The sequence below is a fragment of the Bradyrhizobium genosp. A genome, assembly GCF_049949275.1.
Taxonomy (GTDB): domain Bacteria; phylum Pseudomonadota; class Alphaproteobacteria; order Rhizobiales; family Xanthobacteraceae; genus Bradyrhizobium.
The window spans coordinates 7,188,482-7,210,819 of sequence record NZ_CP188196.1 but is presented as its reverse complement, the minus strand read 5'-3'; the positions used below and the strand labels follow the sequence as shown (position 1 = coordinate 7,210,819).

The 22,338-nt window shown below is 59.2% G+C and carries 17 protein-coding genes and 2 pseudogenes; 15 read left to right on the top strand and 4 right to left on the bottom strand.

All coding sequences use genetic code 11. The features are described from left to right. Window positions 1–3 precede the first annotated feature (3 nt). Window positions 4–1,149, bottom strand: a complete 1,146-nt coding sequence (locus tag ACP2YP_RS33720) for a pyridoxal phosphate-dependent aminotransferase (protein ID WP_426420534.1) — start codon at window positions 1,147–1,149, stop codon at window positions 4–6. A 670-nt stretch (window positions 1,150–1,819) separates the two neighbouring features. On the opposite strand from ACP2YP_RS33720, the gene ACP2YP_RS33715 reads away from it, so the two are divergent. From ACP2YP_RS33715 to ACP2YP_RS33665, 11 genes are all read left to right on the top strand, one after another. Further along, on the top strand, window positions 1,820–3,967 hold the full coding sequence (locus ACP2YP_RS33715; protein WP_426420532.1) for a TonB-dependent receptor: 2,148 nt from the start codon (window positions 1,820–1,822) through the stop codon (window positions 3,965–3,967). Window positions 3,968–3,994: 27 nt separating this feature from the next. Beyond that, window positions 3,995–4,678: a MotA/TolQ/ExbB proton channel family protein gene (locus tag ACP2YP_RS33710; protein ID WP_426420531.1), complete on the top strand. Its 684-nt coding sequence runs from the start codon at window positions 3,995–3,997 to the stop codon at window positions 4,676–4,678. A gap of 48 nt (window positions 4,679–4,726) precedes the next feature. Then, window positions 4,727–5,077, top strand: coding sequence for an ExbD/TolR family protein (locus tag ACP2YP_RS33705; protein WP_426420529.1), 351 nt, complete (start codon window positions 4,727–4,729; stop codon window positions 5,075–5,077). Next, entirely contained in the window at window positions 5,019–5,831 is an 813-nt protein-coding gene (locus ACP2YP_RS33700) for an energy transducer TonB (protein WP_426420527.1), read from the top strand. Before ACP2YP_RS33705 ends, ACP2YP_RS33700 begins: the two co-directional genes overlap by 59 nt. A 162-nt stretch (window positions 5,832–5,993) precedes the next feature. After that, window positions 5,994–7,583 carry a DUF1592 domain-containing protein gene (locus ACP2YP_RS33695; protein WP_426420526.1) on the top strand — a complete coding sequence of 530 codons (1,590 nt, stop codon included), beginning with the start codon at window positions 5,994–5,996 and terminating at the stop codon, window positions 7,581–7,583. Between the two features lie 13 nt (window positions 7,584–7,596). Next, window positions 7,597–8,931, top strand: coding sequence for a DUF1552 domain-containing protein (locus ACP2YP_RS33690; RefSeq protein WP_426420525.1), 1,335 nt, complete (start codon window positions 7,597–7,599; stop codon window positions 8,929–8,931). Between the two features lie 55 nt (window positions 8,932–8,986). Continuing rightward, window positions 8,987–9,481: a c-type cytochrome gene (locus ACP2YP_RS33685; protein WP_426420523.1), complete on the top strand. Its 495-nt coding sequence runs from the start codon at window positions 8,987–8,989 to the stop codon at window positions 9,479–9,481. Window positions 9,482–9,510: 29 nt separating this feature from the next. Continuing rightward, window positions 9,511–10,188 carry a cytochrome b/b6 domain-containing protein gene (locus ACP2YP_RS33680; protein ID WP_426420521.1) on the top strand — a complete coding sequence of 226 codons (678 nt, stop codon included), beginning with the start codon at window positions 9,511–9,513 and terminating at the stop codon, window positions 10,186–10,188. A gap of 28 nt (window positions 10,189–10,216) precedes the next feature. Then, entirely contained in the window at window positions 10,217–10,837 is a 621-nt protein-coding gene (locus tag ACP2YP_RS33675) for a CC0125/CC1285 family lipoprotein (protein ID WP_426420519.1), read from the top strand. A gap of 16 nt (window positions 10,838–10,853) precedes the next feature. Then, a complete protein-coding gene (locus ACP2YP_RS33670; protein WP_426420518.1) occupies window positions 10,854–11,243 on the top strand; it encodes a cupredoxin domain-containing protein in 390 nt (129 codons plus the stop codon). 25 nt (window positions 11,244–11,268) lie between these two features. Continuing rightward, entirely contained in the window at window positions 11,269–12,756 is a 1,488-nt protein-coding gene (locus ACP2YP_RS33665) for a hypothetical protein (RefSeq protein WP_426420516.1), read from the top strand. Window positions 12,757–13,752: 996 nt separating this feature from the next. On the opposite strand, the gene ACP2YP_RS33660 is transcribed toward ACP2YP_RS33665, so the two are convergent. Next, a complete protein-coding gene (locus ACP2YP_RS33660; protein ID WP_426420514.1) occupies window positions 13,753–14,640 on the bottom strand; it encodes an isocitrate lyase/phosphoenolpyruvate mutase family protein in 888 nt (295 codons plus the stop codon). 11 nt (window positions 14,641–14,651) lie between these two features. Further along, window positions 14,652–15,797, bottom strand: a complete 1,146-nt coding sequence (locus ACP2YP_RS33655) for a pyridoxal phosphate-dependent aminotransferase (protein ID WP_426420512.1) — start codon at window positions 15,795–15,797, stop codon at window positions 14,652–14,654. 1,070 nt (window positions 15,798–16,867) lie between these two features. Between ACP2YP_RS33655 and ACP2YP_RS33650 the strand changes: the two are divergent. Then, window positions 16,868–17,206, top strand: a pseudogene (locus tag ACP2YP_RS33650) (IS5 family transposase); the annotation flags it as partial. A gap of 36 nt (window positions 17,207–17,242) precedes the next feature. Here ACP2YP_RS33650 and ACP2YP_RS33645 read toward each other — a convergent pair. Further along, a pseudogene (locus ACP2YP_RS33645) lies at window positions 17,243–18,319 on the bottom strand (IS630 family transposase). A gap of 1,009 nt (window positions 18,320–19,328) precedes the next feature. Here ACP2YP_RS33645 and ACP2YP_RS33640 point away from each other — a divergent pair. Genes ACP2YP_RS33640 through ACP2YP_RS33630 form a run of 3 tightly spaced genes read left to right on the top strand, consistent with a single transcriptional unit; the run spans window position 19,329 to window position 22,290 of the window. Continuing rightward, window positions 19,329–20,507: an ABC transporter ATP-binding protein gene (locus ACP2YP_RS33640; RefSeq protein WP_426420511.1), complete on the top strand. Its 1,179-nt coding sequence runs from the start codon at window positions 19,329–19,331 to the stop codon at window positions 20,505–20,507. Next, complete coding sequence (locus ACP2YP_RS33635) at window positions 20,504–21,451, top strand: carbohydrate ABC transporter permease (RefSeq protein WP_426420509.1); 948 nt, start codon at window positions 20,504–20,506, stop codon at window positions 21,449–21,451. Before ACP2YP_RS33640 ends, ACP2YP_RS33635 begins: the two co-directional genes overlap by 4 nt. After that, a complete protein-coding gene (locus tag ACP2YP_RS33630; protein WP_426420507.1) occupies window positions 21,448–22,290 on the top strand; it encodes a carbohydrate ABC transporter permease in 843 nt (280 codons plus the stop codon). Before ACP2YP_RS33635 ends, ACP2YP_RS33630 begins: the two co-directional genes overlap by 4 nt. The last annotated feature ends 48 nt before the right edge of the window (window positions 22,291–22,338 follow it).

The following is a 22,338-nucleotide window of genomic DNA, read 5'->3' as shown; positions in this document are numbered from 1 at the left end:
CTTTTAGGACAGGGCCGCGCAGGCTGCAATGATGCGGTCGCAGGCCCGAGTGAGGTCCTCGAGCGACGAGGCATAGGCAATGCGGATGTAGGGCGAGGCCATGAAGTCGCTGCCGGGCACGACGGCCACGGCGAAAACGTCGAGCAGATACATGGCGAAATCGGTGTCGGTCTTGATCACCTTGCCGTCTGGCGTGCGTCTGCCGATGACGCCTGCGCAGGAGGGAAAAACGTAGAATGCGCCGTCCGGCACCCGGCACGAAAGCCCGTCGGCCTGCTTCAGCTTGGCTACAACGAGACCGCGGCGCTGCAATAATCCGCTCGCGAATTCCTTGACATGCTGCCGTCCGCCGGACAGTGCGTCGATGGCAGCATATTGCGAAATCGAGCTGGTGTGCGAAGAGGCCTGGCCTTGGATCAGGTTCATGGCCCTGATCAGCGGCAGAGGCCCTGCGCCATAACCGATGCGCCAGCCCGTCATTGCGTCGCCCTTAGACACACCGTTAACCGTCAGCGTGCGGTCGAACAGGTCCGGTGCGACCACGGCCATGGTGGCGAACTCGGCGTTATGGATCAGCTTTTCATAGATGTCGTCGGATAGCACGTGAACATGGGCATGACGGCGCAGTATCCCGGCGAGCGCCAGCAACTCGCTTCGGCCGTAAACCGCCCCGGTCGGATTGCAGGGCGAGTTCAGTATCAGCCACTTGGTACGCGGCGTGATCGCCGCGTCCAGCGCTTTGGGGCGCAGCTTGAAGCCGTGGAATTCATCGCAAGGGACGAGAACCGGCCGCCCGCCGGCGAGCGCCACCATATCGGGATAGGAGACCCAGCACGGCGTCGGAATCACCACCTCGTCGCCCGGATCGAGGCTTGCGAAAAGCGCGTTGAAAACGACTTGCTTGGCATCACAACCCACCGTGATCTGGTCGACGCCGTAATCGAGCCCGTGATCGCGACTGAGGTTCGTGCGGATCACCTCGCGCAGCGGCTTGATCCCGGGAGCGGGCGTGTATTTCGTCCGCCCGTCGCGGATGGCCTGGATGCCGGCTTCGCTGATAGCGGACGGCATGTCGAAATCTGGTTCGCCCTGGCTGAGTGTGATCACATCTGCGCCCTGATCGCGCAGTTCGGCGGCGCGAGCCGCCATGGCTTTGGTTTCAGAGGGGCGGACGTCGTCGAGCCGTTGTGCAACAAGAGGCAAGCTGCAAACCTGTGAACTTAGAAGAAAGGATAAGGAGTTTTCAGCGGCTTCTACTCGTTCTCAAGCGGCCTAGCCAATTTCCTTATCTCATTTTCAGATGAATCGATCGAAAGGCGCGATATCTGGTGCGTTTCATCAGATACGACGTGCGTCATCCAGCGATCGCGAGCACTGGAATGTGAAGACCGAGCTTGTGGATGAGATGCGCAGGATAATTTGGCTCGCCTCTGTTGACGCGTGCGCTGCGCGGTAAACAGGATCGCTCCCGTTGTTCGGCGAGGGCGTCAGCAAAGCTCCGACGAAGTTCGTCAATTTTTGGTGGCGCGCGCTGAGCTTTGACTCGGAGACAGAGTTTACAGGTATCGAGATGACGGCGAACTCCGGCAATCGGGACCTTTGCCAGCCATGTTCACCTCCAGTTCGCGAGCGATCTCCGCCAAAGTGCGTGCCGCAATCAACGGGAGCCGAATAGGTCATCGCATCCAAGCATGTTCATATCCAATTATTCGATGGGCGTCATCCGATTGAAAAGTTGTGAAGCCTATAGGACGAGCCAACGAGACGCTGGCGCGATGAGCACGTGGCGGTCCAAATGGGCAACAGGAGAGGTTAAGTAATGCAACGAGTTTCGGGTACCGCAGACCGGCGGCGGCTCAAGCGCCGCTTTATCGACGCCGCCCTGTGGCTTGCTGCGAGCGTTCCGCCGGTGGTCGGGGCGACGGGTGCTCACGCCCAACAGACGACGGACCTCGGGACCGTCCAGACCTCGGATAGTGGTGCGGGCGATGTCAATTCGGCCGTCTATCAAGCGCCGACGACGACGCCATTGACGGCGACGCAGCCGACGTCAGTCATCAGCAGGCACTACATCGAAAACAATATTTCGGCGACAAGCAATTTCGACAAGGTCATCAGCGTCGCGCCCAGCGTACTGACTTCGCCCAGCGGAAGCGGTGGATATGATGCAAAAATCTCGATCCGCGGCTTTCAAGACGGTCAGTTCAACGTCACCCTCGACGGAATCCCGGTCCGGGCCTTCAATCTTAAGCAGCGCAGCGGAACCTTCGTCATGACGAACGATCTGGGACAGGTCAGCATTGATCGTGGCCCAGGTACGGCGTCGAATGTGGGCGATGCGACGTTCGGTGGCACTGTGGCACTCCAAACCAAGTCGCCATTGTCGACCCTAGCGACAACGGCGACTACGAGCTACGGCAGCTTCAACACCCAGCTTTACGGGCTTGAATTTGATTCCGGTCTGATCAAAGGCACGAACGGTGCGTCGCTCTTCCTCGACACCCAGTTTACGAAAAGCGACGGCTATTACACGAACGTTAAGAATGAGCGGGAAAACGCGACACTGAAGATTCAGCAGCCGCTCAATGACAACACCACGCTCACGTTCGTTTCGATCTACAATAACATGACACGAAACTATTTCCAGGGTGCGTCGCTCGCCCAGATCGCCGCCTTCGGTCCGAACTATGGACTGTCGTCCTCCCCAAACAAGCAGGAGTACGCGGGCTATAACCGTTGGAATATCAAGACCGACTTCGACTATCTCGGTCTGAAGTCCGACTACGGCGACGGATGGCATCTCGAAAACAAGCTCTACACCTACGCCTATTACACGACTCCGCAACTTCTGGGAAACGATGTCAGTGACAAGACTATCGGCACGGTCTTCGGCGCCACCAATGTGCCGGGTACGTTAAATCCCTCGAACTACCGCTCCTATGGCGATGTGGTCGCGCTCACCAAGGATCTGCCCGACGGAGCCATAAAAGTCGGTGCATGGGCCGAGCACCAGCCGGGTTATCGGGCTCTCTTTAACGTCGACATGACGTTGGCGCAGAAATACATCTCGACGAAGTTCGACCAGAACCTCACGTTGGACACTTTCCAACCCTATATCGAAGCGGATTGGAAAGCGCTGCCCGATCTGACGATTACGACCGGCGCAAAGTACGCGTATGTCACGCGCAGCTACGCCTCGCTCGTCGATCCCAACACAAAGGGGCCACTGGATTATTCTCAGGCTTGGGCGAAGGTTCTGCCCTCGCTTGCCGCGAACTACAAGCTGGCGCCCAACTGGTCGGTTTATGCGCAGGCCGCGGAAGGCTTCTTGACCCCACCGTATGCTGTGACCACCACATCTTCTATCCAACCTCAAACCACCTGGAACTATCAGGTTGGCACGTCTTATCAGAGCAAGGCTTTCACGCTTGCCGGCGACGTCTACTACATCGACTTCAACAATATGATTGCGTCGCAGACGATCGGCGGTGTTACCAACTATTTCAACGCCGGCGGCGCGATCTACCAGGGCGTCGAAGTCGAGGGAACGGTCCACGTCGGCAACGGCTTCAGCCTGTTCGCCAACGGCAGCCTCAACAGCGCGAAGAACAAGCAGACCGGGCAATGGATCGCCCTGGCGCCGAACGTAACAGCTGCTGCCGGCGTGATCTACGAAGAGGGGAACTGGCATGCCTCGCTGACCGACAAATGGGTCGGTCAGCGCTTTGGCGACGTCGGCGAAAAGCAACCGCTATCGCCGTTCAATCAGCTCGATATGGCCGTCACCTACAAGGTCAAGAACCCGCTGCCCAATTTGGCCGCAGTGACCGCAAAAGTTGGAATCGACAACCTACTCAACAGTCATGCGATCGTAGATTTTGCCGGCTATTCCGGCGGGTCAGTAACGCCGCTCTTCTACACTCAGATCGGCCGGAATATCTATAGCAGCCTGTCTGTGCAGTTCTGACAGCAGATCATCACCAAAGGAAAGAACATGACCCTGGACCGTCTCACCGAACTCGCGGCGCAGTCCGATGGCATTCTCTACGTAATGGCCGTCCTGCTGTTGGTTGCGCTCACCGTGATTATTGATCGCTTCTGGCTGCTTGGCCGGACCATTCGTCGCGGAAAGCGCGTTACAGCTACCGTCGCGCAATTCGCGCACCTGGACCGGAAGATGCTGGCGGACCTCGTCGAGAAATCGCCGCGGCTGCCACACCGTGCCTTGATGGAAGTGCCGCTGCACCATCCTGAGCTGAAGGATCCGCATCGATTGTCCGAGCTGTTGGAGGAGGCGATCCTCTGGCAGGTCCCCAAGCTGGATAGCCGGTTGTGGCTGCTCGACACCATCGTGACGCTGGCGCCTCTGCTCGGCCTGCTCGGCACGATCGCTGGCATGGTCAAAGCGTTCGCAGTCCTTGGCGACGCCGGCAACGCGGCGACACAGATCACCGGCGGCGTCGGCGAGGCTCTGATCGCGACCGCATGTGGCCTGCTCATCGCCATTGTCGGTCTGGTTTGCTTCAACAGTCTCAACAACTGGACGCGGCTCATCGTTCATCAACTTGAGACTTTGAAGATCTCCATGGTCAATCGTCTCGATGCGCCTCGGGTAGCTTCAGGGGACAAGCGTGCCTACGGTCACGCAATCCACCCCGTTGCGAATACGGGAACCTGACCGATGCGATATTTGGAGGTACGGAAGGGCCGCATAGAAATCATCCCGATGATCGACATCATGCTATTTCTGCTGGTGTTCTTCATCATGATCACGCTGCGAATGATCCCGGCAACCGGTATCGCCTCGCAGCTTCCGCAGAGCAGCACCACACAGGATCTGCCCCATCCAAAGATCGTCGTTACGATGTTTGCTGACGGCGCTATCGAAACGGATGGTCAGAAACTGACCATCGACGATCTGACGGCCAAATTGGCCGCGGAGCCGGACCGAGAGCACGCTGCCGTTACCATTGCCGGAGCTGGCAATGCAACGCTGCAGAATCTTCTCGCTGTGATGGATGCGTGCCGCAAAGCCGGCATTGTCCAGGTGGGCCTCGCCGCGAAGGACGCCAAGTAGGAGTGCAATCGCTGTGAGCATCGCGACAGCCGACCAATTGAGCCCACCGCAGGGGCGCTCCGCACTGCCCGTTTCGTTTGCCGCTGCGCTATTGCTGGAGGGCCTGTGTTTTCTTGCCGTCGTCGGCTGGCTCACGCAACGACCGGCCAAAATCGAGTCGTCGGCGCCGACGATGCAGATCTCGCTGGAGGCCGCTCCGCCTGCGCCGGCCGATGCTCCGGCGGATCCGCCTCCTATGGTCGCGGAAACTCCCCCGGTACCCGAAGAGCCTCAGGTTACGCCACCGCCCCCGGAGGTCCCTCCACCGCCGGCGGAGGTTGCTCCACCAGAACCGACTCCGCCGCCTCCGAAGGCGGAAGCGCCCGTCGTGCGCCCGAAGCCAGCAAAACCGCCGCAGCAGGTCCACCGGAAGCCGGCCGCTCGCCCCGCGCAACAACAGGCGACGGCAAGCGCTGCGCCGAGCGCTGGCGCGATGTCGAGCTTTCAAGGCCAAATGCGGCGAGCGGTAGAAAGTGCGCTGATCTATCCGGCATCTGCGCGTGCCTCGGGCCAGCATGGTCGTGCGCGCGTGACGTTCGATTATCTCGACGGACGCGCATCGGGGGTCAGCTTGTCCCAATCAAGCGGCTCTCCAGCTCTCGATCAGGCGGCGCTCGCCACGGTCAGGAGCGCGCGTTATCCGTCCCCGCCACCGGAGATGGGCCATCGGACGCTTCATCTCAGCATCTTCGTCGAGTTCAAAGCAGGGATGTGATGGCAGGGGTCCTATGTTTGAGCGAACCCGCGGACAGGCGGTATGTGTGAGCGCAAAGAGAGCCGCAGACTAGCGCGTAGTCTATCGAGAGGCCGTATAATGAGACGCATGCGAAATGTTGCCATCTCCCTTCTATCCCTGACAGTGTTGGTATCCGCTGCGATGGCCGCCGACATCGCTTCAGCCCGGTCCGGCGCCAATTCGGAAATCGTAAGCATGAGGCGGCTGACGCAGGCGGAGTACCGTAACTCTATTGCCGATATCTTCGGAACCGAGATTGAAGTGCGCGGCTCCTTCGAGCCCGCAATCCGCATTGGCGGCTTGCAAGCAGCCAGCACCTCGGTGCTTTCGGTAACGCCTGTGGGCTTTGAATCCTTCACCAAACTGGCGGACAGCATCGCTACCCAGGTCACGGGGGAGAAATACCGCGCCAAGCTTCCCTGTGTGCCCAAGTCGGCCAAAGAGCCCGATGATGCCTGCACCGCGCAGGTGCTGAGCCATTATGGACGGGTGCTGTACCGTCGGCCATTGACCGAGGACGAGATCAAAAGCGTCGTCAATCTGAGCCACGGACTCGCCGAGTCGCAGAACAACTTCTATGCCGGCCTGCGCTATGGCTTGGCCAGCTTGCTCCAGGCGCCGGATTTCGTATTCCGCATGGAAACTGGTGTCCCGGCCGGCGACAAGCAATGGGCGCTGGACTCTTACAGCAGGGCCACGCGCCTCAGCTACCTGATGTGGGATTCAACCCCCGACGCCGAGTTGCTCCAAGCGGCCGAGAAGGGCGATCTGAACACGCCCGCCGGGCTTGAGAAACAGGTCGACCGTCTCACGGCCTCGCCGCGGCTGGATGTGGGCATGCGGGCCTTCTTCAACGACATGCTGGAGCTCGACAACTTCGACACAGTTTCCAAGGACAGCAAGCTGTACCCCAAATGGAACTCGGGTATTGCCGCCTCAGCGAAAGAAGAGACGCTGCGCACCGTCATCGAACTGGCGTTGCACAGCAACGGCGACATGCGCGACCTGATGACCACGCGCAAGACCTTTCTCAACCGCAACCTGGCGGCCGACTATCAGCTGCCGTTCCAATTCAAGGGCGAATGGATGCCCTATGAATTTCCCGCCGATTCCGACCGCAGCGGTGTTCTTACCCAGGCCAGCATGCTGGCGATGTTCTCCCATCCCGGCCGCAGCTCACCCACCAAGCGCGGTGTTGCGGTGATGGATATCTTCCTTTGCGAGCCCACGCCCGCGCCGCCCGCCAATGTAGATTTCTCGGTAGTCAATGACACCAGCGGTCCGTTGAAGACGGTGCGCGAGCGCTTGATGGCGCACGCCACTAACCCGACCTGCGCCTCCTGCCACAATCACAGCGATCCCATCGGACTGACTCTCGAAGGCTTTGACACGATTGGTCAGCGCCGCACCATAGAGAACGGCAAGCTGATCGATCTTTCGGCCACTATAAAGGGCAAGCATTTTGCCGGCGCCGCAGGGCTTGGCCAAGTCCTGCACGACGATCCCAAATACACGGCCTGCCTTGCACGCAAGACCTATGCGTATTCCCGTGGCGTGAACAGCGAAGATGTCCCTGCCTCCGCCTTCAAGACCGCCCACCAGGCCTTCGCGGATTCCGGTTTTCGCATGCGTTCCTTGCTGAAGAGCTTAGTTGAAGACAGGGACTACTTCAGCGCGCCGGCGCCTTCCCCTGAAACAACCAGCTCCGCGCCCAGCGTCGCGGACCAATAAATAGGAGTCCGTCATGAAGATCGATCGCAGAGTTCTGCTCCGGGGCACATGCCAGGGCGCTCTGGCCGTCATGGGCCTGCCATTTCTCGACTGCTTCCTGGACAGCAAGGGCGAAGCGCTGGCAGCGACGGGACGCCCGCTGCCCACGCGGTTCAGCACCTTCTTCTACGGCCTGGGGCTGACCAGTCAGCTGTGGATTCCCAAGACGGCCGGCAAGGACTATGAGATGCCCACCCAGTTGAAGCCGCTGGAGCCGTATCGCGCCAAGCTGAACGTGTTCAGTGGGTTGCGCGTTCCGCTCGACGACAATCCCAACTACCAGCACTGGTCCGGCGCCGCCGCCGCCAGCACCGGCATTTCACCTACCAAACTAAACGAATTCGATTCCAAGACCATCGACCAGCAGATTGGCGACGTCATTTCCCACGGCGCCCGCTTCAAATCGGTGTCGGCTTCTTCCGCCGGTGACCCGAAGCAGAGCTATTCCAGCCTTGGTGGCGCCAACACCCTGCCGGCGGAACCGTCGCCCCTCTCGCTTTACACCCGCTTGTTCGGGCCGGGCTTCCAGGACCCCACCAAAGAGGACTGGAAACCGGATCCCCAAGTCCTGATCCAACAAAGCGTGCTGTCAGTTGTGGCCGACAATCGCAAGCGGGTCATGCAGAGCCTCGGTCCCGCTGATCGCGCCCGCATGGACCAGTATTTCACCTCCGTGCGCGAGGCCGAACTGCAGTTGGCCGCGGAACTGCAGCGTCCCGAAATCCAGGCCAAGGTCACCATTCCTTCCGCGCCCGCCGAGATGGTCTGCAACAATGCGTTGCCCAACCTTCGTAACGTGACGCCGTTGATGGCGCGGCTTGGCGCGCTGGCGCTCGCTACCGACCAGACCAGGGTGTTCAATCTCAGCATTTCAGAGCCCACAGCCCAGATCTTCGTGCCCGGCGATTCCCTCGGGTATCACCAGTCCACCCATGAAGAGCCCACCGATCCAGTCCTCGGTTATCAGCCGCGGGTCGCGCAGTACAATGTCGACACGATGGAATTGTTCGCCATGCTCTTGGAAGAGCTGGACGCGGTTCGCGAAGGCGACGGTACAGTTCTCGACCACAGTCTGGTCTTTGCCTTTACTGATCAGAGCTTCGCCAAGATTCACGCGGTTGATGGCCTCCCGATCTTCGTGGCCGGTAGCGCAAGCGGCCGGATGAGGACCGGTTATCATGTCGCCGGAGATAACAGTCCGGTGTCGCGCGTCGGCCTGACAATCCAAAAGGCGATGGGCGTGTCACTCGACGTCTGGGGCAAGGGCTCGATGGAAATCAAACAACCGTACACGGATTTGTTGACGTAAGGGCATCCGCTTCATGACAAGTAGGTCGCCACGTCAGCCTGGAGTTGTTGTTCGTATGTCTGCGTTGGGCTTTCGCTGCGTTGTCGCAGCGGTGTGTGTAACGTTTGGTCTTGCCTTCTGGAAAGCTGCCGCGGGTCCGACAGCGGTCGCTCAAATCAAGTCTCGTCAGGACAAATTGCGTGACATGGGCGGCGCACTAAAGGCAATCAATGACGAACTCAAGAAGCGAACGATCGATTGGGACAATACGGTCGTCCCTAACGCTCAGACGATCAAGGATCGCAGCGGCTACCTGCTGAACTGGTTTCCCAAGGGCAGCGGCCCAGAGTCCGGAGTCAAGACATATGCGCTGCCGGCCATCTGGCAGAACAATGATGATTTCGTAACATTGGGCAAAGTAGCGCAGGTCGAGGCTGCGAAGCTGAATCAGGTTGCGCTCAGCAAGGACGCGAATGCGCTGAAGGCGCAGGTGGAAGCGATGGGCAAGGCCTGCAAGGCCTGCCATGACAACTATCGTTCGCCCGATTCCGAAAAAGAAGACGAAAACTAGGGCGCTCCATGACTTCAACTGAGAGCCGAATGGAAGCCCTGGCCGGCACAGCGGAATTGAGAATCTGGGACCTGCCAGTGCGTATCCTGCACTGGTCGCTCGTGATCGCGATCGGGATTTGCTGTTGGACCGGGCTTCAAAATGAACTCGAATATCACCTCTATAGCGGCTATGCGGTCCTCTGGATCGTGCTGATGCGTCTCTATTGGGGGGTGGTCGGCTCCTCGACCGCGCGGTTTGTCAATTTCGTGCGCGGTCCGAAGGCCATCCTCGACTGTGCCAACACACTGCATCGGCGCGATACGCCCCACAGCCATGGCCACAACGCGCTGGGCGCGGTCAGCATTGTCCTCATGATGGGGCTGGTCCTGGCCGTTGTCATTCTTGGCTTGTTTGCGGTCGATGTTGACGGGCTCCACTCGGGACCTTTGTCTGGTTACGTGAGCTTCAGGCAGGGCCGCCATCTCGCGCACCTCCACTATTATTGGTTCACCATTCTTCTTTGGGTGATCGCGCTGCATCTGGCGGCCGTGATCTTCTACTTCATCTACAAGCGCAAAAACCTCATCGGGCCCATGATCTCCGGAAAGCGCCGGGGCGATATCGGCGATACCGAGATGAAGATGGCGCCGTTGTGGAGATTTGCGATCGGCGCCGTCATCACTGCCGCCATTGTATGGGCAGTATCGATCGGTTTCTATTTCTGAGGAAATGAGAAAGAACAGGCAGGCAAGAATGAAACGTAGTCTTGGTATCGGCTTTGCCCTCGCAGCGCTTTGCGCCTCGGCGGGAATCAGTTTTGCGGCGGAACAGCCGCCGGCCGCCGCCGCCCCGCCTCCCGCCAAGTCCGCGGAAGCCTCCGACAACCTTCCCATGGTGCCACCGGCCAAGCCGGGGGTTTTTACGAAGCAGAACAAGGGCGTCGATCGGTTTCACCTGGTGGTTGCCGGCCAAAAATTCGCCAGCCGCAGCGATATCGAGAAGTATCTCGCTTATCGCTCCGCCGAGCTGACTATGGAGCAAAAGGCGAGCTGGTTCACACTTGTTGAATCCCGCACCAAAGGCGACACGGCACCGGTGCCAAAGCGCGATCCTGCCGGCCTGCGCTACAGCTTTCGCACGGAGTACTTCCGGCCCGTCTGGCGCTACAAGACAAGCGGCTCCTCGGATTGGAAGTCTTGGAGTCCTTTCGCGGGCACGGCATTCATTTCCGATGACCCCAAGAGCATCACTGATTTCGAGGTGAGCGCCGACATCGTCCTTCACAACGGGCAGATGGATGACGCCGACCCCCTGGCTTTTGAAGCCAGAGCGGTATCTGACCTCTTGATCAACCAAGTATCTCCGCCGGAATAGTGGTAAGGAATTTCTCATGAAAATTGACCGCCGCGCCTTTATGGAGATGGCCGCAACCGTCGGTGTCATCGTTGCCTCACCCGCGCTGGCCCAAGGTAAGACCGTCGAGGTCTCCATGAAAAACAGTCCCAAGGGAGTGTTCGTGCCTACGACCGTCAATATCAGCGTGGGAGACACAGTAAAGTGGACCAATCCCGGCGTCATCACACATTCGGTCACCTTCGATCCTGCCCAGGCGACGATGGCTTCGGATGTCGTATTGCCGGTGGGCGTGGCGCCGTTCGATTCCGGCAACATGGAGGAGGGCGCCACCTTCAGCCACACCTTCACGGTGAAGGGCACGTACAAATATGTTTGCAAATTTCACGAAGCAATGGGGATGGCTGGAACGGTCGTCGTTTCCTAGCTCCAGCCGGCAGAAGGAGAACGTCATGGTCCTGAAAAAGAGTCTCATAGCGTGCGCGGCGGTCTTGGCCTTGACCAGTGGCACAGCTTTGCCCGCTAAGGCAGGTCACTGGACCCGCGGCTTTGTGGTGAGCGCCTATGAATATGGCTTTCGCTACGGCGGACGGCCTGATTTCCGCCGGGGCGCGGAGGTCGAGCCCGGCGTGGATTGCCCGCATGGCAGTTCCATCCATTTTGCCGACGACATCCAGAGCAAGATCGCCTTGACGCGCCAGAAGTGGCGTTCGCAACAGGAGATCGACTGGATTCTTGAGCCCCCCGGATTGGACCAAGTCCGCGACCCGCCGGCTCTGGGCGGCGTTATCTTGAGGCGCGCCATTTCCTATCGGGGCTACAAGCGCGGCATTGAAACCTACATCAATCCTTGGGCGGCCGAAGATCCCGGCCAGGCTGAAGTAACCAGCCGCATCGCTGAGGGTTTCAATCTGGATGGGAAGATCGGTCCCAATGATTTTGTCAGTCCTGATGGTGAGAAGGGAATCGACAATGCGCTTTACCGCGCCTGGGGGTGCGACGCGCCTTGGCGAGGCAATGGCAATGCCACCTTGGCTCTGCGTGCCAATAACGCAATGCAGGACGGCCTATACACGATGGTGCTCCGAATCTCCGGAAACCAGGATCCGATGAACGATAACGACGCAACGCTGGAGATCGGCTATTCACCGGACAAGATGGCGAGAGACGCCCGCGGCGGCATCGCGACAGATTATTCTTATCGCATCCTGAAATCCACACAGTACAGCAAACTGAAAGCAACTATCAAAAATGGTGGAGTAGAGTCCGAGCAGGTCGAGCACCTCCAGACCCCGCGCATCGCGTGGTACTACGACCAGACCGGCGACGCGAACTTCACCAAGGGCAAGATCCGCCTGATTATGGCTCCTGACGGTTTGAGCGCCACTGGCTTGATCGGCGGCTACCGTAAATTGTCCGACCTTTATGCCGAGGCGTCGTTTGGGGGTAGTGCCTCCAGCGGAGCCGGCGGTCAGGACCGCACATGGCATGAGGATCATGTGGCACTGTTCTATGCACTGCATCGTAACGCCGATGGCATGTACAATGAAAAAACTGGCCGATACGAAGGCATCTCCGCCGCTTACCGCCTCAAGATGTCTTCGGCCTTTGTGGTGGACCCCGATAAGCCGATGGACATTCCGATACTCGCTGGGCAACAGTGGACAAAGAAGGCTTTTGAGGCCTGCAAGGCCAACACCATCAAGGGTATTGAGACCCGCATTCCGCAGGATGTCCCGCCGGGTAGCAGAGAAGCTTCGTATCCTGGTCTTGAAGAGTCGATCAAGGATCTTCCCAGCAGGGACTTCTTTCTCAAAACGCTGGATCGCCCACACTATCCGGACGGCGTGGGCATGGACATGTACGGCAATCCGATCGACGACCAGGGCGACCGGATCGACCAGCGCGGCAACAAACTTAATCAGCAGGATACCCGGTAAGCCTGCGGCGGGAAACCACCTCGACGAATTCGAGGGCAGATCATCTTGACAAGGGTAGCGCGGCAACTCGACTTGCGGCACACACGCGGACGCCCTGGTGCTTCTTCCAATCTACCGGCCGCAGCCGCTCCATGCACACATTCTCCATACAACAGCCCGACCGTCCATCTGGCGAGCTGACTACACTGATCGGTGTTGAAGATCTCCGGGGTGCTGAAGCAGACGAGCGTCTCCTCGAGCCCCAGGACACAGAAGGAAGTGTTCATGGTGTTCGACGGCCGTCACGCAAGCACCGTCTCGCTGGCCCAGTTCATGATCTTGCCACGAGATAGAGTAGGCCGCGACAGATCGGGAAATGGGTGATGTCAACGTACCACACCTAGTTCGGCCGCTCGATCGCAGGATCGCGCAGCAAAGAAGGGAAAATCCTGTGCCCCGAGTCGGCTTCGTGGTGCGGCTACGGCCGAGAGCTGCAATCCCGATTCTGCGCATCAGCCGCTGCACCCGACTCGCGGTTGACGGCATGGCCCTCAGCCCGCAGCATCGCTATCATCCGCCGCCAGCCGAGGAGCGGCCAGGTCGTAAGCAGCTTGTCAATCCGCCGCATCAAAGCCGAATCGTCATCATTGGCGGCGGGCCGATAGACGCCCGACCGCGAATGCCGAGTATCGCCTTCTGCCGCCGAACCGACAGGTCGGAACGGTCGCGGCCAACTAGAGTGTGGAAGGCCTTTGCCGTCTACGTGATCCAGAGAGCCAACCCTGGCGAGTTATCCGCCAGAGATTTCATTTCTCAGTCGTCGGCGGTTCCACGACCGAAAGGTCGCGCGTAATCAAGATGTCGAAATCGTCGAAGCTCGGCAGGAGACAGTGAACTCACTACATCCTCCATAACCTGCCCACCTCAGCGGAGAATGCTTGAGAGTCGGAATCGCAAGGGAGTAAGAAAAAGTCCGAGAGCAAAGTGCGGACGACAAGCCGAGTTGTGTTCGGACGATTACGTCTGTGCATTCTCTTGGTGAAGAAAACGAGCTTCAGCTGCTTTGATTTCGTTCATCCTCTGCAATCTGAATATCTCCTCCACCGGCAGAATGTCCTTGTGGACGTTCTGGACGCCCCCGTCGGCTATGATGCGGCCGAAGGTGTTCTGCATCGCAGTTGCCGCTGCGCGGATGCTATAATTGCCGTAGATCATCATGCGGATATTGGAAAGGGCCTTGACCCGCTCGGCGTTGAGATCCGGGTAAGCGTTCGGTATGATCGTTAACGGCACCGATCCGGTCCAGGCGCGCGAAAAGCTTTCGATCTCTGAAGGATCCTTCTTTTTTGAATGAACCAGTATCATATCGGCCCCAGCCTCGGCATAGGCTTGCGCGCGATCCAGGGCTTCCGGTTCGCCGAGACCTGCGATCAGAGCCTCGGTACGCGCGATAACGAGAAAGTCCCTGTCCTGCCTTGTCTCGACGGCAGCTTCGATCTTGCCTTGAAACTCCTTGATACGCAGCAATTCCTGCCGCCCGTCGCCAAGGCTCGTCACTTTCGGAAAGGTCTTGTCCTCGATAACCACCGCGCTCGCGCCAGCCCGCTCGTATTCGCGGACGGCATGAATGACATTGATCGCGTTGCCATACCCCGTATCGATGTCGGCGACGATCGGCAAGGTGGTACGTCCCGCGATCGCCCGCAGCATTTCGAGATGTTGTGTCATCGAGATCAGGCTCATATCGGGCAGCCCGTAGAGCGTCGACAACTCGAAGCCGGAGGCCCACAGGCCGTCGAATCCCGCTTCTTCTGCAAGGATTGCCGAAAGTGGACTATGCGCTGCCATGATATGCACGAGGCGGCGCTCGGCCACGCGAGCGCCGAGAACGTTCGTTTTGGTCATCTAGATGGCTTTCAGTTGAGGGCGGCGCAAGCCGTGATGATGCGATTGCAGGCGCGGATGAGGTCCTCGAGTGACGAGGCGTACGAAATTCGAATATAGGGTGAGGCCATAAAGCTGCTTCCCGGCACGACCGCCACGCCGAACGCGTTGAGGAGGTACATGGCGAAATCGGTGTCAGTTTCAATCACCTTACCGTTCGGGATCCGCTTGCCGATAACACCCTTGCAGGAGGGAAAGGCGTAGAAGGCGCCATCCGGCATCCGACACGAAAGCCCCCGGGCCTGGTTCAGTTTCGCAACGACAAGGTCGCGGCGCTGCCGGAAGGCGCTCGCGAAGTGCTTAACATGGTCTCGGTCGCCAGACAGCGCCTCGATAGCAGCATATTGTGAAATCGAGCTGGTGTGCGAGGAGGTCTGGCTTTGGATTAGGTTCATAGCCTTGATCAGCGCCAGAGGCCCCGCGCCATAACCGACGCGCCAGCCGGTCATTGCGTCAGCCTTGGACACGCCGTTGACTGTCAGCGTGCGCTCGTAGAGATCCGGCACGACCGCGGCCATGGTAGCAAACTCGCCGCAATAGGTGAGTTTCTCATAGATGTCGTCGGACAGCACATGGACCCGGGGATGGTTTCGCAGCACAGCGGCGAGCCCAAGCAATTCGTCTCGGCTGTACACCGATCCGCTCGGGTTGGATGGCGAGTTCAGCATCAGCCACTTGGTGCGCGGCGTGATCGCCGCCTCCAACGCCTCGGGGCGCAGCTTGAAGCCGTAAAATTCATTGCAGGCGACGAGAATGGGCCTACCACCGGCGAGCGCCACCATATCGGGATAGGAGACCCAGCACGGCGTCGGGATCACCACCTCGTCGCCCGGATCGAGACTGGCGAATAGCGCGTTGAAGACGACCTGCTTCGCGCCGCAGCCAACCGTGATCTGGTCGATATCGTAGTCAAGCCCCTGATCGCGGGTGAACCTCTCGCGGATCGCCTGGCGAAGCGGCCTGATCCCGGCCACCGCCGTGTATTTTGTTCGCCCGTCACGGATCGCCCGGATGCCGGCTTCACAGACAGCGGATGGTGTTTCAAAATCTGGTTCGCCCTGACTGAGCGTAATTACATCGACCCCCTGATCGCGCAGCTCGGCAGCACGAGCTGTCATAGCTTTCGTTTCAGAGGGACGGACGACGCTTAGCCGCTCTGCGACAAGAGACACGATAGAGCACCTGCGAGATAGGAAGCCAAAGAATTGAATGACTTCTAACCGCTGTCTTATGCTCTAACCAATCCGTCTATCGCATTTTTGAATGAAACTATCGAAAGTTAAGATGGTTTCGATCCGCGTGGCCAGGCGCGATCTTGTTTCTTGACCCGCGTCGTCCCGCGGTGAAAGGCGTGGGCACGATGAGAGGGCGGTCTGCTTCCGCTTTTCGGCAACGCGAGCGTTGCGCGGCATTTCTTCAAGCCCCAGAGGATACGCGCCGACGCCGCACCTCCCGATCTACGTGCCGATCAGTGGACCAATTTGCAGACACTCGTCGGCACGTTACCGGCGCGGCTCTACCGGGAGATACGGGCAGGCCATTTCGTTTTCGTCCGTGCGCGCGGTGCCGAGGCGACAGTCGCCCACATTGCTAGCCTTATTAACGAGGCGCGAGGCCTTCGCACCGAACTCGACACAGTCCTCGGCTCAGGCCGCGCCGCAACGACGCCCCTCTCGGACCGAGTACATAGACGCTATCGGCAGTGCGCTACAGTCGGCTGCGCCTTGCCCGAAACGGAAGTCTCGCGTGGCGACTGCTCTAACTGGAGAAATAATGCAGCAGTGGCAAAGAGCGAAGTCATGGGTGCGGAAGAGCCAAGGAGCGTAGCGTGAGCAAAAGTGTCAGACTCGAAGCTCATATACTATTCCAGGGCGCGTCGCTCGCCCAGATCGCCGCCTTCGGTCCGAACTATGGACTGTCGTCCTCCCAAACAAGCACCGAGGAGTGGCCAGATCGTAAACAGCTTGTCGATCCGCCGCATGAAAGCCGGAACAGATTCTAAGGCAGGGAGACTACGCGCGACGCCACGATCCAAATGCGACGGCTTAACGCTTTTGGCAACCGAAGCCCTAGGATGCGGGAAAGACTCAAACCTTACCGCGCGTCGCGGGGGAGCCCTAGGTGGTGTGGACTCTAGGGATTCCATTTTAGCAAATTCAGTTTCAAGGCTGCCTTTTGGGAGGTAGTCTTGGGTGTGATGGACCGGTTGGTTTTGAGCGACGCAGCGTGGGAGCGGATGGCGCCGCTGATCATAGGTCGGCCTGACCAAAAGGGCTCCAGCGGGCGCGACAACCGGATGTTGGTAGAAGGTGTGCTGTGGATCGTGCGTACGGGTTCTCCCTGGTGCGATCTTCCGGAAGCGTTTGGAGATTGGAACAGCGTGTTCCGGCGCTTCAGTCGATGGAGCATCAAGGGTGTCTGGCGGCGGATCTTCGAGGCGATGTCCGATGATCCGGACTTCGAATATCTGATCGGCGACTCGACCATCGTCCGGGCGCATCAGCACGCCGCCGGGGCGAAAAAAGGGGATCTGATTTGTCGAAAATCCAGAGTATTGGCCGAGCTAGTGGATCGAATCTAACAGTTGATGCCCGCGTTTGACGGCGGCGACAATTTTGTCTGGGTCTGCGGTCCATGTGAAGGGTCTTGGGTCATTATTGGTCTCGTCGAGGAACCGGTTGATGGCGGCCTTGAGTTCGCGGACTGATCGGAAGACGCCGCGTTTAAGGCGGCGTCTGGAGAGCTTGGCGAAGAATCCTTCGACGGCATTGAGCCATGAGGATGAGGTGGGCGTGAAATGGAAGGTGAAACGCGGATGTCGATCGAGCCATTTGCGGACCTTCGGGTGCTTGTGGATCGCATAGTTATCGAGGATGACGTGGACGGCCCTGTTGGCGGGGACTTGAGCCTCGATCCGGTTGAGGAAGCGGATGAACTCCGGATGCCGATGCTTTGCATGCAGCGCCCGATGACCTTGCCTTCGAGGACGTCGAAGGCAGCGAACAGGGTAGTGGTGCCGTTGCGCTTATAATCGTGGTTCATGGTGGCGGCGCGCCCCTTCTTCAGCGGCAGGCCCGGCTGAGTGCGGTCGAGTGCCTGGATTTGGCTCTTCTCGTCGATCGAGAGCACGATGGCATGCTCGGGCGGATTGACATAGAGCCCGACCACATCATGCAGCTTGTTGACAAAGTTGGGATCATTCGAGAGCTTGAACTGCCGAACGCGGTGCGGTTGCAGCCCGTGCGCTCGCCAGATGCGCTGCACCGAGCTTGCCCTGATACCGGCAGCCTTCGCCATCATGGTTGCGGTCCAGTGCGTGGCCTCGGCTGGGGGATCGGTTTGCGTAAGGGCGACCACGCGTACGGCGACTTCCGCTCCGAGCGGCGCAATGCGCGAGGGCGTGCCTTGTCGCGCAGCAGGCCCTCGAAGCCCTCGTGCGCGAAACGTTCCTGCCAGCGCCAGACGCAGGTCTTGGACTTGCCGGTCCGGCGGTTGATCTCGTTCGTGCCGACCCCATCCGCACTCAAAAACACGATCTCGGCTCGCCAAACCTACTTCTGCGGCGCATTGCGATCCCGCACGAGCGCCCCAGACGCAGACGATCGGCACGTGTAATAGTGATGGAAATACCCGTGCGCATGCGTCAGATTCGCACGCAATCGGCTCCGGAGGAATCCCCTCTGGGATTCAAATGTCAGATTTGATCCACTAGAGTGCAGTGTCGCTGGTGATCATTCCCATCTTTATTTGGATACGGCTTGTGTGAAAGCGCTCGGCAATATCCCTACGATGTTACACGCAATTAAAGCATTCGCGCTGCAATGATGGCAATGTAGGCTACCTTCCACCGGATCATCACATTGAGAGTGATATTCCTCAAGAAAACTTTGCAAACGAAGGATGGCGATAGTCTAGTCTAGGAAGACTGACCTCAGGCGGGCTTTGCAGCGACAACCGAGATTTCAACAAGATTGCCTAGCGACAAGGTCGCGCCGACACATGCCGCGCAGCGGCCAGAAACGGACGATGATTAAGATCACTTCCGATCGCTTTGGTGAGAGGCGCCGATGTCCACGCGCGGCAATCAAGGCTGGATCACCTTTTGCGCAATCCGGAGAGCCGGCGACGCAAGGACGCCTGATGATGACACGCGCTCGGCTGGGAGAACGCGACGGTCATTGACGACGATCTTCGCCGCTCGTGGGCGGGATGGACCGCCGAGTTTGAGGGCCTGCTGGCGATAATCTGGCGCAGCGTCGCGGGGACGGTCTTGGCGTCGAGACCTCAGGAACCAGGCAATGCGGCATTTGGTATCAAGGGGTCGCTCAAGAAACAACTAGGTACATTGTGGACCTAACCCTCCCAGCGTCCGCGCGGACTTGGGCGAAGGGTGACGAGGTTCAGTCAATTGCGATGCCGCAGCGTCGCAAGAGCCTTGATGCCTATCTCCCGCTCTGTTCGAGAGCGATCTAAGCCTTGCCGTTCAGTACATCATCGCGTCTACGCATGTTCAGATCGAATTATTCGATGAGCGTCATCCCGCTGTATTAGTTCGAGCATTTAAGAAGGCGCAGCGAGCGCGTCCAAACAGACGGTCGATCTCATTGACGCGGCTCGCAGAGGTTTCATCAAGACGTGGAAGCATGGCTATGGCATCCGTATTGATTGCCGGGATCCAAAAGAATTACGGCCCCGCGTCTGTCTTGCGCGGTGTTTCGCTCTCTATAGCGGATGGTGAGTTCCTGACATTGCTGGGTCCATCGGGATGCGGGAAATCAACTCTGCTCCGTGTCTTGGCGGGGCTCGAGGTGCAGGATGCAGGTTCGGTCTCGATCGGCAATCGAGTGGTGGATGGGGTGCGTCCAAAGCGGAGGGACGTCGCCATGGTCTTCCAGTCATACGCGCTCTATCCGCATATGACGGTTGCCTCCAACATGGCGCTACCGCTTCGGATGCGCAGGCTCTCGGCCATCCGGAGGCTTCCGCTTCTCGGCCGCTTGCTACCGGGCACGGCGGCAATCGCTGCCGACATCGACGTCGAAGTCACCCGTACGGCTAAATCCCTCGGCATCGGCCACCTGCTGGCTCGCAAGCCGGCGCAGCTCTCCGGCGGTCAGCGCCAGCGCGTGGCGGTCGGCCGCGCGATGGTGCGCCATCCGGCTGTTTTCCTGATGGACGAGCCGCTTTCCAACCTCGACGCCAAGCTGCGTGTGCAGATGCGCGCCGAGATCAAGGAGTTGCATCAGCGGCTCGGCGTTACCTTCGTCTACGTCACCCATGACCAGGCCGAGGCCATGACGCTGTCGGACCGGGTGGCGGTGATGCTCGACGGTGAGCTGTTGCAGGTCGCTCCGCCGCAGGACATCTATAACGATCCCGACGATCGGCGCGTCGCCGAATTCGTTGGTTCGCCCAAGATCAACATGCTCGACGGCGTTGTGCGCGAGCGCGGCCTGATAGACGTCGCCGGATCGGCCCTTGCGATTGAATTCGGTGCGCTCGCCGGCGTGCACCTAACCATCGGTATTCGCCCCGAAGCTCTTCATCTCGTTGACCATGGCGGGCAGGGAAAAATGACTGGTTCCGTGCGCATGATCGAGCATATGGGCTCCGATCTCTTCGTGCATCTCGATCTTGCAGGGGTTGATCATCCGTTGGTCGCGAGACTGCTTGCCGAACGGGCGCCTCATATCACCCCCGGCCAGACAATGCATGTAGGCGTTAGGCCGGATCGCGTGCTTCTTTTTACCCGTGATGGGCGGCGATTGCGCCGGGAAGTGGAATGCAACCGGGCATCGCTCACGCCAATCCGAGAGGTCGCCAGATGAGCGCGCCTCTTGCTCTTTCCGGCTCCTCCGACGAGCCGTCCGCGACCGGCGCCTCCCTGCACCGCAGAAGTGCCCGTATGGAGGCACTGGCGGCTTGGATCCTTGCCGGGCCGGCGGTCTTGTTGCTGCTCATCCTGTTCTTCCTGCCCGTGATGGGCGTCTTTGTTATCGCGCTCACCGACTGGAAATTCGGAGCGCTTTCTCTTTCGTTCGTCGGCCTTGCCAACTTCCGAGAGGTGTTTGCTGACCCAGGCTTCAGGGCCTCGCTCGTCAACACTATCGTGTACGTCCTGATCGTCGTGCCGGGCACTGCCATTCTCGGTCTTCTGATTGCGCTTCTGATCGAAAGCGGAAAATCCTGGCGTTCATTTTACCGTGCTATCCACTTCCTTCCTTTTATGGCAACCCTCACGGCCACGGCGATTGCCTGGGAGGCGCTGCTGCATCCGACGATCGGCCTCGTGAACCAGACGCTCGACGCAATAGGCCTGCCGACCGCCAACTGGCTACGCAATGAGAATACGGCTCTACCGGTCCTGGCCGTGATCGGTGTTTGGCAGAACCTCGGCTACGCTATGGTCTTATTTCTCGCCGGTCTCAAGAGCATCCCGCAGGATCTCTACGACGCTGCCGATGTCGACGGTGCGGACCTTTGGCTTGACCGCCTGCGTACCGTTACTCTGCCCATGCTCGGGCCGATCTCTATGTTCGTTGTCATCGTCGTGGCACTGAGGGCGTTCGAAGCGTTCGATACGATCAAGACCCTTACTCAGGGCGGCCCCGGCCACGCCTCGGATGTGCTGCTCTACACACTCTATCGCGAGAGTTTCGAGTATCTGCGCACCGGATATGGCGCCGCCGTTGCCGTTGTCTTTCTTGCGATTGTTGTGACGCTTACCCTCGTTCAGGCACAGCTCATGGATAGAAAGGTGCACTACCAATGAGCGCCACCAGCAACCGTCTGTCGCCGCCTGCCGCTATTCTTCGGCACGCCTCGCTGCTCGTCACCGGCGCGCTCATTCTCGTCCCCTTCGTTTGGATGGTGTCGCTGTCGATGAAGCCGCCTGGAGAGATCTTCCACGCGTTCTTCTCCTTCTGGCCTGCACAGTTTTATGGGGTCGAGAACTATACCAAGGCGCTGACCGAAGCGCCGCTACCACGCTACATGGGCAACGGCCTGATCGTCTGTACTCTAATTCTGGCGTTGCAGATTCTCGTCTGCGCCCCCTGCGCCTACGCGCTCGCCAAGCTGCGGTTTCAAGGTCGTGAGATACTCTTCGGCATGGTGCTCCTCGGTCTGCTGCTGCCGCATCAGGTGCTCTCGCTGCCGCTCTTTATCCTCGGCTACCAATTAGGCATCCTCAACACCTATGCGGCGCTTATCTTACCCTACGTCGTCTCGCCTTTCGGCATCTTCCTGTTTCGGCAGTTTTTCAAAACCATTCCCGACAATGTAGTGCACGCCGCCCGCCTCGACGGTCTCTCTGAGCTTGCCATAGTCTGGAGGATCATGGTGCCGATGTCGCTTCCCGCTGTCATCGCCTTCTCGATCTTCTCAGTAGTCGGTCACTGGAACGATCTCTTCTGGCCGCTGATCGCCGTGCGCGACCAGTCACTGATGCCACCTCCGCTCGGCGTCATGGCCTTCAAGAGCGAAGAGGCCGGCAGCGACTACGGCGCGCTGATGGCCGCATCCACTCTTATCGTGCTGCCCCTCGTCATTGCCTTCCTCGCCGCCCAACGTTGGTTTGTCGACGGACTTACCGCAGGTGCGATAAAGTAAATGATCCAGGGAGCCGACTTATGGGTCCAAATCGCCCTTCGGAAATTT

Bases quoted from the DNA above. Each gene is read 5' to 3' on its own strand.
- ACP2YP_RS33665 (WP_426420516.1), top strand. From the start codon at position 11,269: ATGGTCCTGAAAAAGAGTCTCATAGCGTGCGCGGCGGTCTTGGCCTTG.
- ACP2YP_RS33660 (WP_426420514.1), bottom strand. From the start codon at position 14,640: ATGACCAAAACGAACGTTCTCGGCGCTCGCGTGGCCGAGCGCCGCCTC.
- ACP2YP_RS33700 (WP_426420527.1), top strand. From the start codon at position 5,019: ATGCGTGCCGCAAAGCCGGCATTGTCCAGGTGGGCCTCGCCGCGAAGG.
- ACP2YP_RS33685 (WP_426420523.1), top strand. From the start codon at position 8,987: ATGTCTGCGTTGGGCTTTCGCTGCGTTGTCGCAGCGGTGTGTGTAACG.
- ACP2YP_RS33630 (WP_426420507.1), top strand. From the start codon at position 21,448: ATGAGCGCCACCAGCAACCGTCTGTCGCCGCCTGCCGCTATTCTTCGG.
- ACP2YP_RS33715 (WP_426420532.1), top strand. From the start codon at position 1,820: ATGCAACGAGTTTCGGGTACCGCAGACCGGCGGCGGCTCAAGCGCCGC.
- ACP2YP_RS33680 (WP_426420521.1), top strand. From the start codon at position 9,511: ATGGAAGCCCTGGCCGGCACAGCGGAATTGAGAATCTGGGACCTGCCA.
- ACP2YP_RS33720 (WP_426420534.1), bottom strand. From the start codon at position 1,149: ATGGCGGCTCGCGCCGCCGAACTGCGCGATCAGGGCGCAGATGTGATC.
- ACP2YP_RS33690 (WP_426420525.1), top strand. From the start codon at position 7,597: ATGAAGATCGATCGCAGAGTTCTGCTCCGGGGCACATGCCAGGGCGCT.
- ACP2YP_RS33670 (WP_426420518.1), top strand. From the start codon at position 10,854: ATGAAAATTGACCGCCGCGCCTTTATGGAGATGGCCGCAACCGTCGGT.
- ACP2YP_RS33640 (WP_426420511.1), top strand. From the start codon at position 19,329: ATGGCATCCGTATTGATTGCCGGGATCCAAAAGAATTACGGCCCCGCG.
- ACP2YP_RS33710 (WP_426420531.1), top strand. From the start codon at position 3,995: ATGACCCTGGACCGTCTCACCGAACTCGCGGCGCAGTCCGATGGCATT.
- ACP2YP_RS33705 (WP_426420529.1), top strand. From the start codon at position 4,727: ATGATCGACATCATGCTATTTCTGCTGGTGTTCTTCATCATGATCACG.
- ACP2YP_RS33675 (WP_426420519.1), top strand. From the start codon at position 10,217: ATGAAACGTAGTCTTGGTATCGGCTTTGCCCTCGCAGCGCTTTGCGCC.
- ACP2YP_RS33655 (WP_426420512.1), bottom strand. From the start codon at position 15,797: ATGACAGCTCGTGCTGCCGAGCTGCGCGATCAGGGGGTCGATGTAATT.
- ACP2YP_RS33635 (WP_426420509.1), top strand. From the start codon at position 20,504: ATGAGCGCGCCTCTTGCTCTTTCCGGCTCCTCCGACGAGCCGTCCGCG.
- ACP2YP_RS33695 (WP_426420526.1), top strand. From the start codon at position 5,994: ATGGCCGCCGACATCGCTTCAGCCCGGTCCGGCGCCAATTCGGAAATC.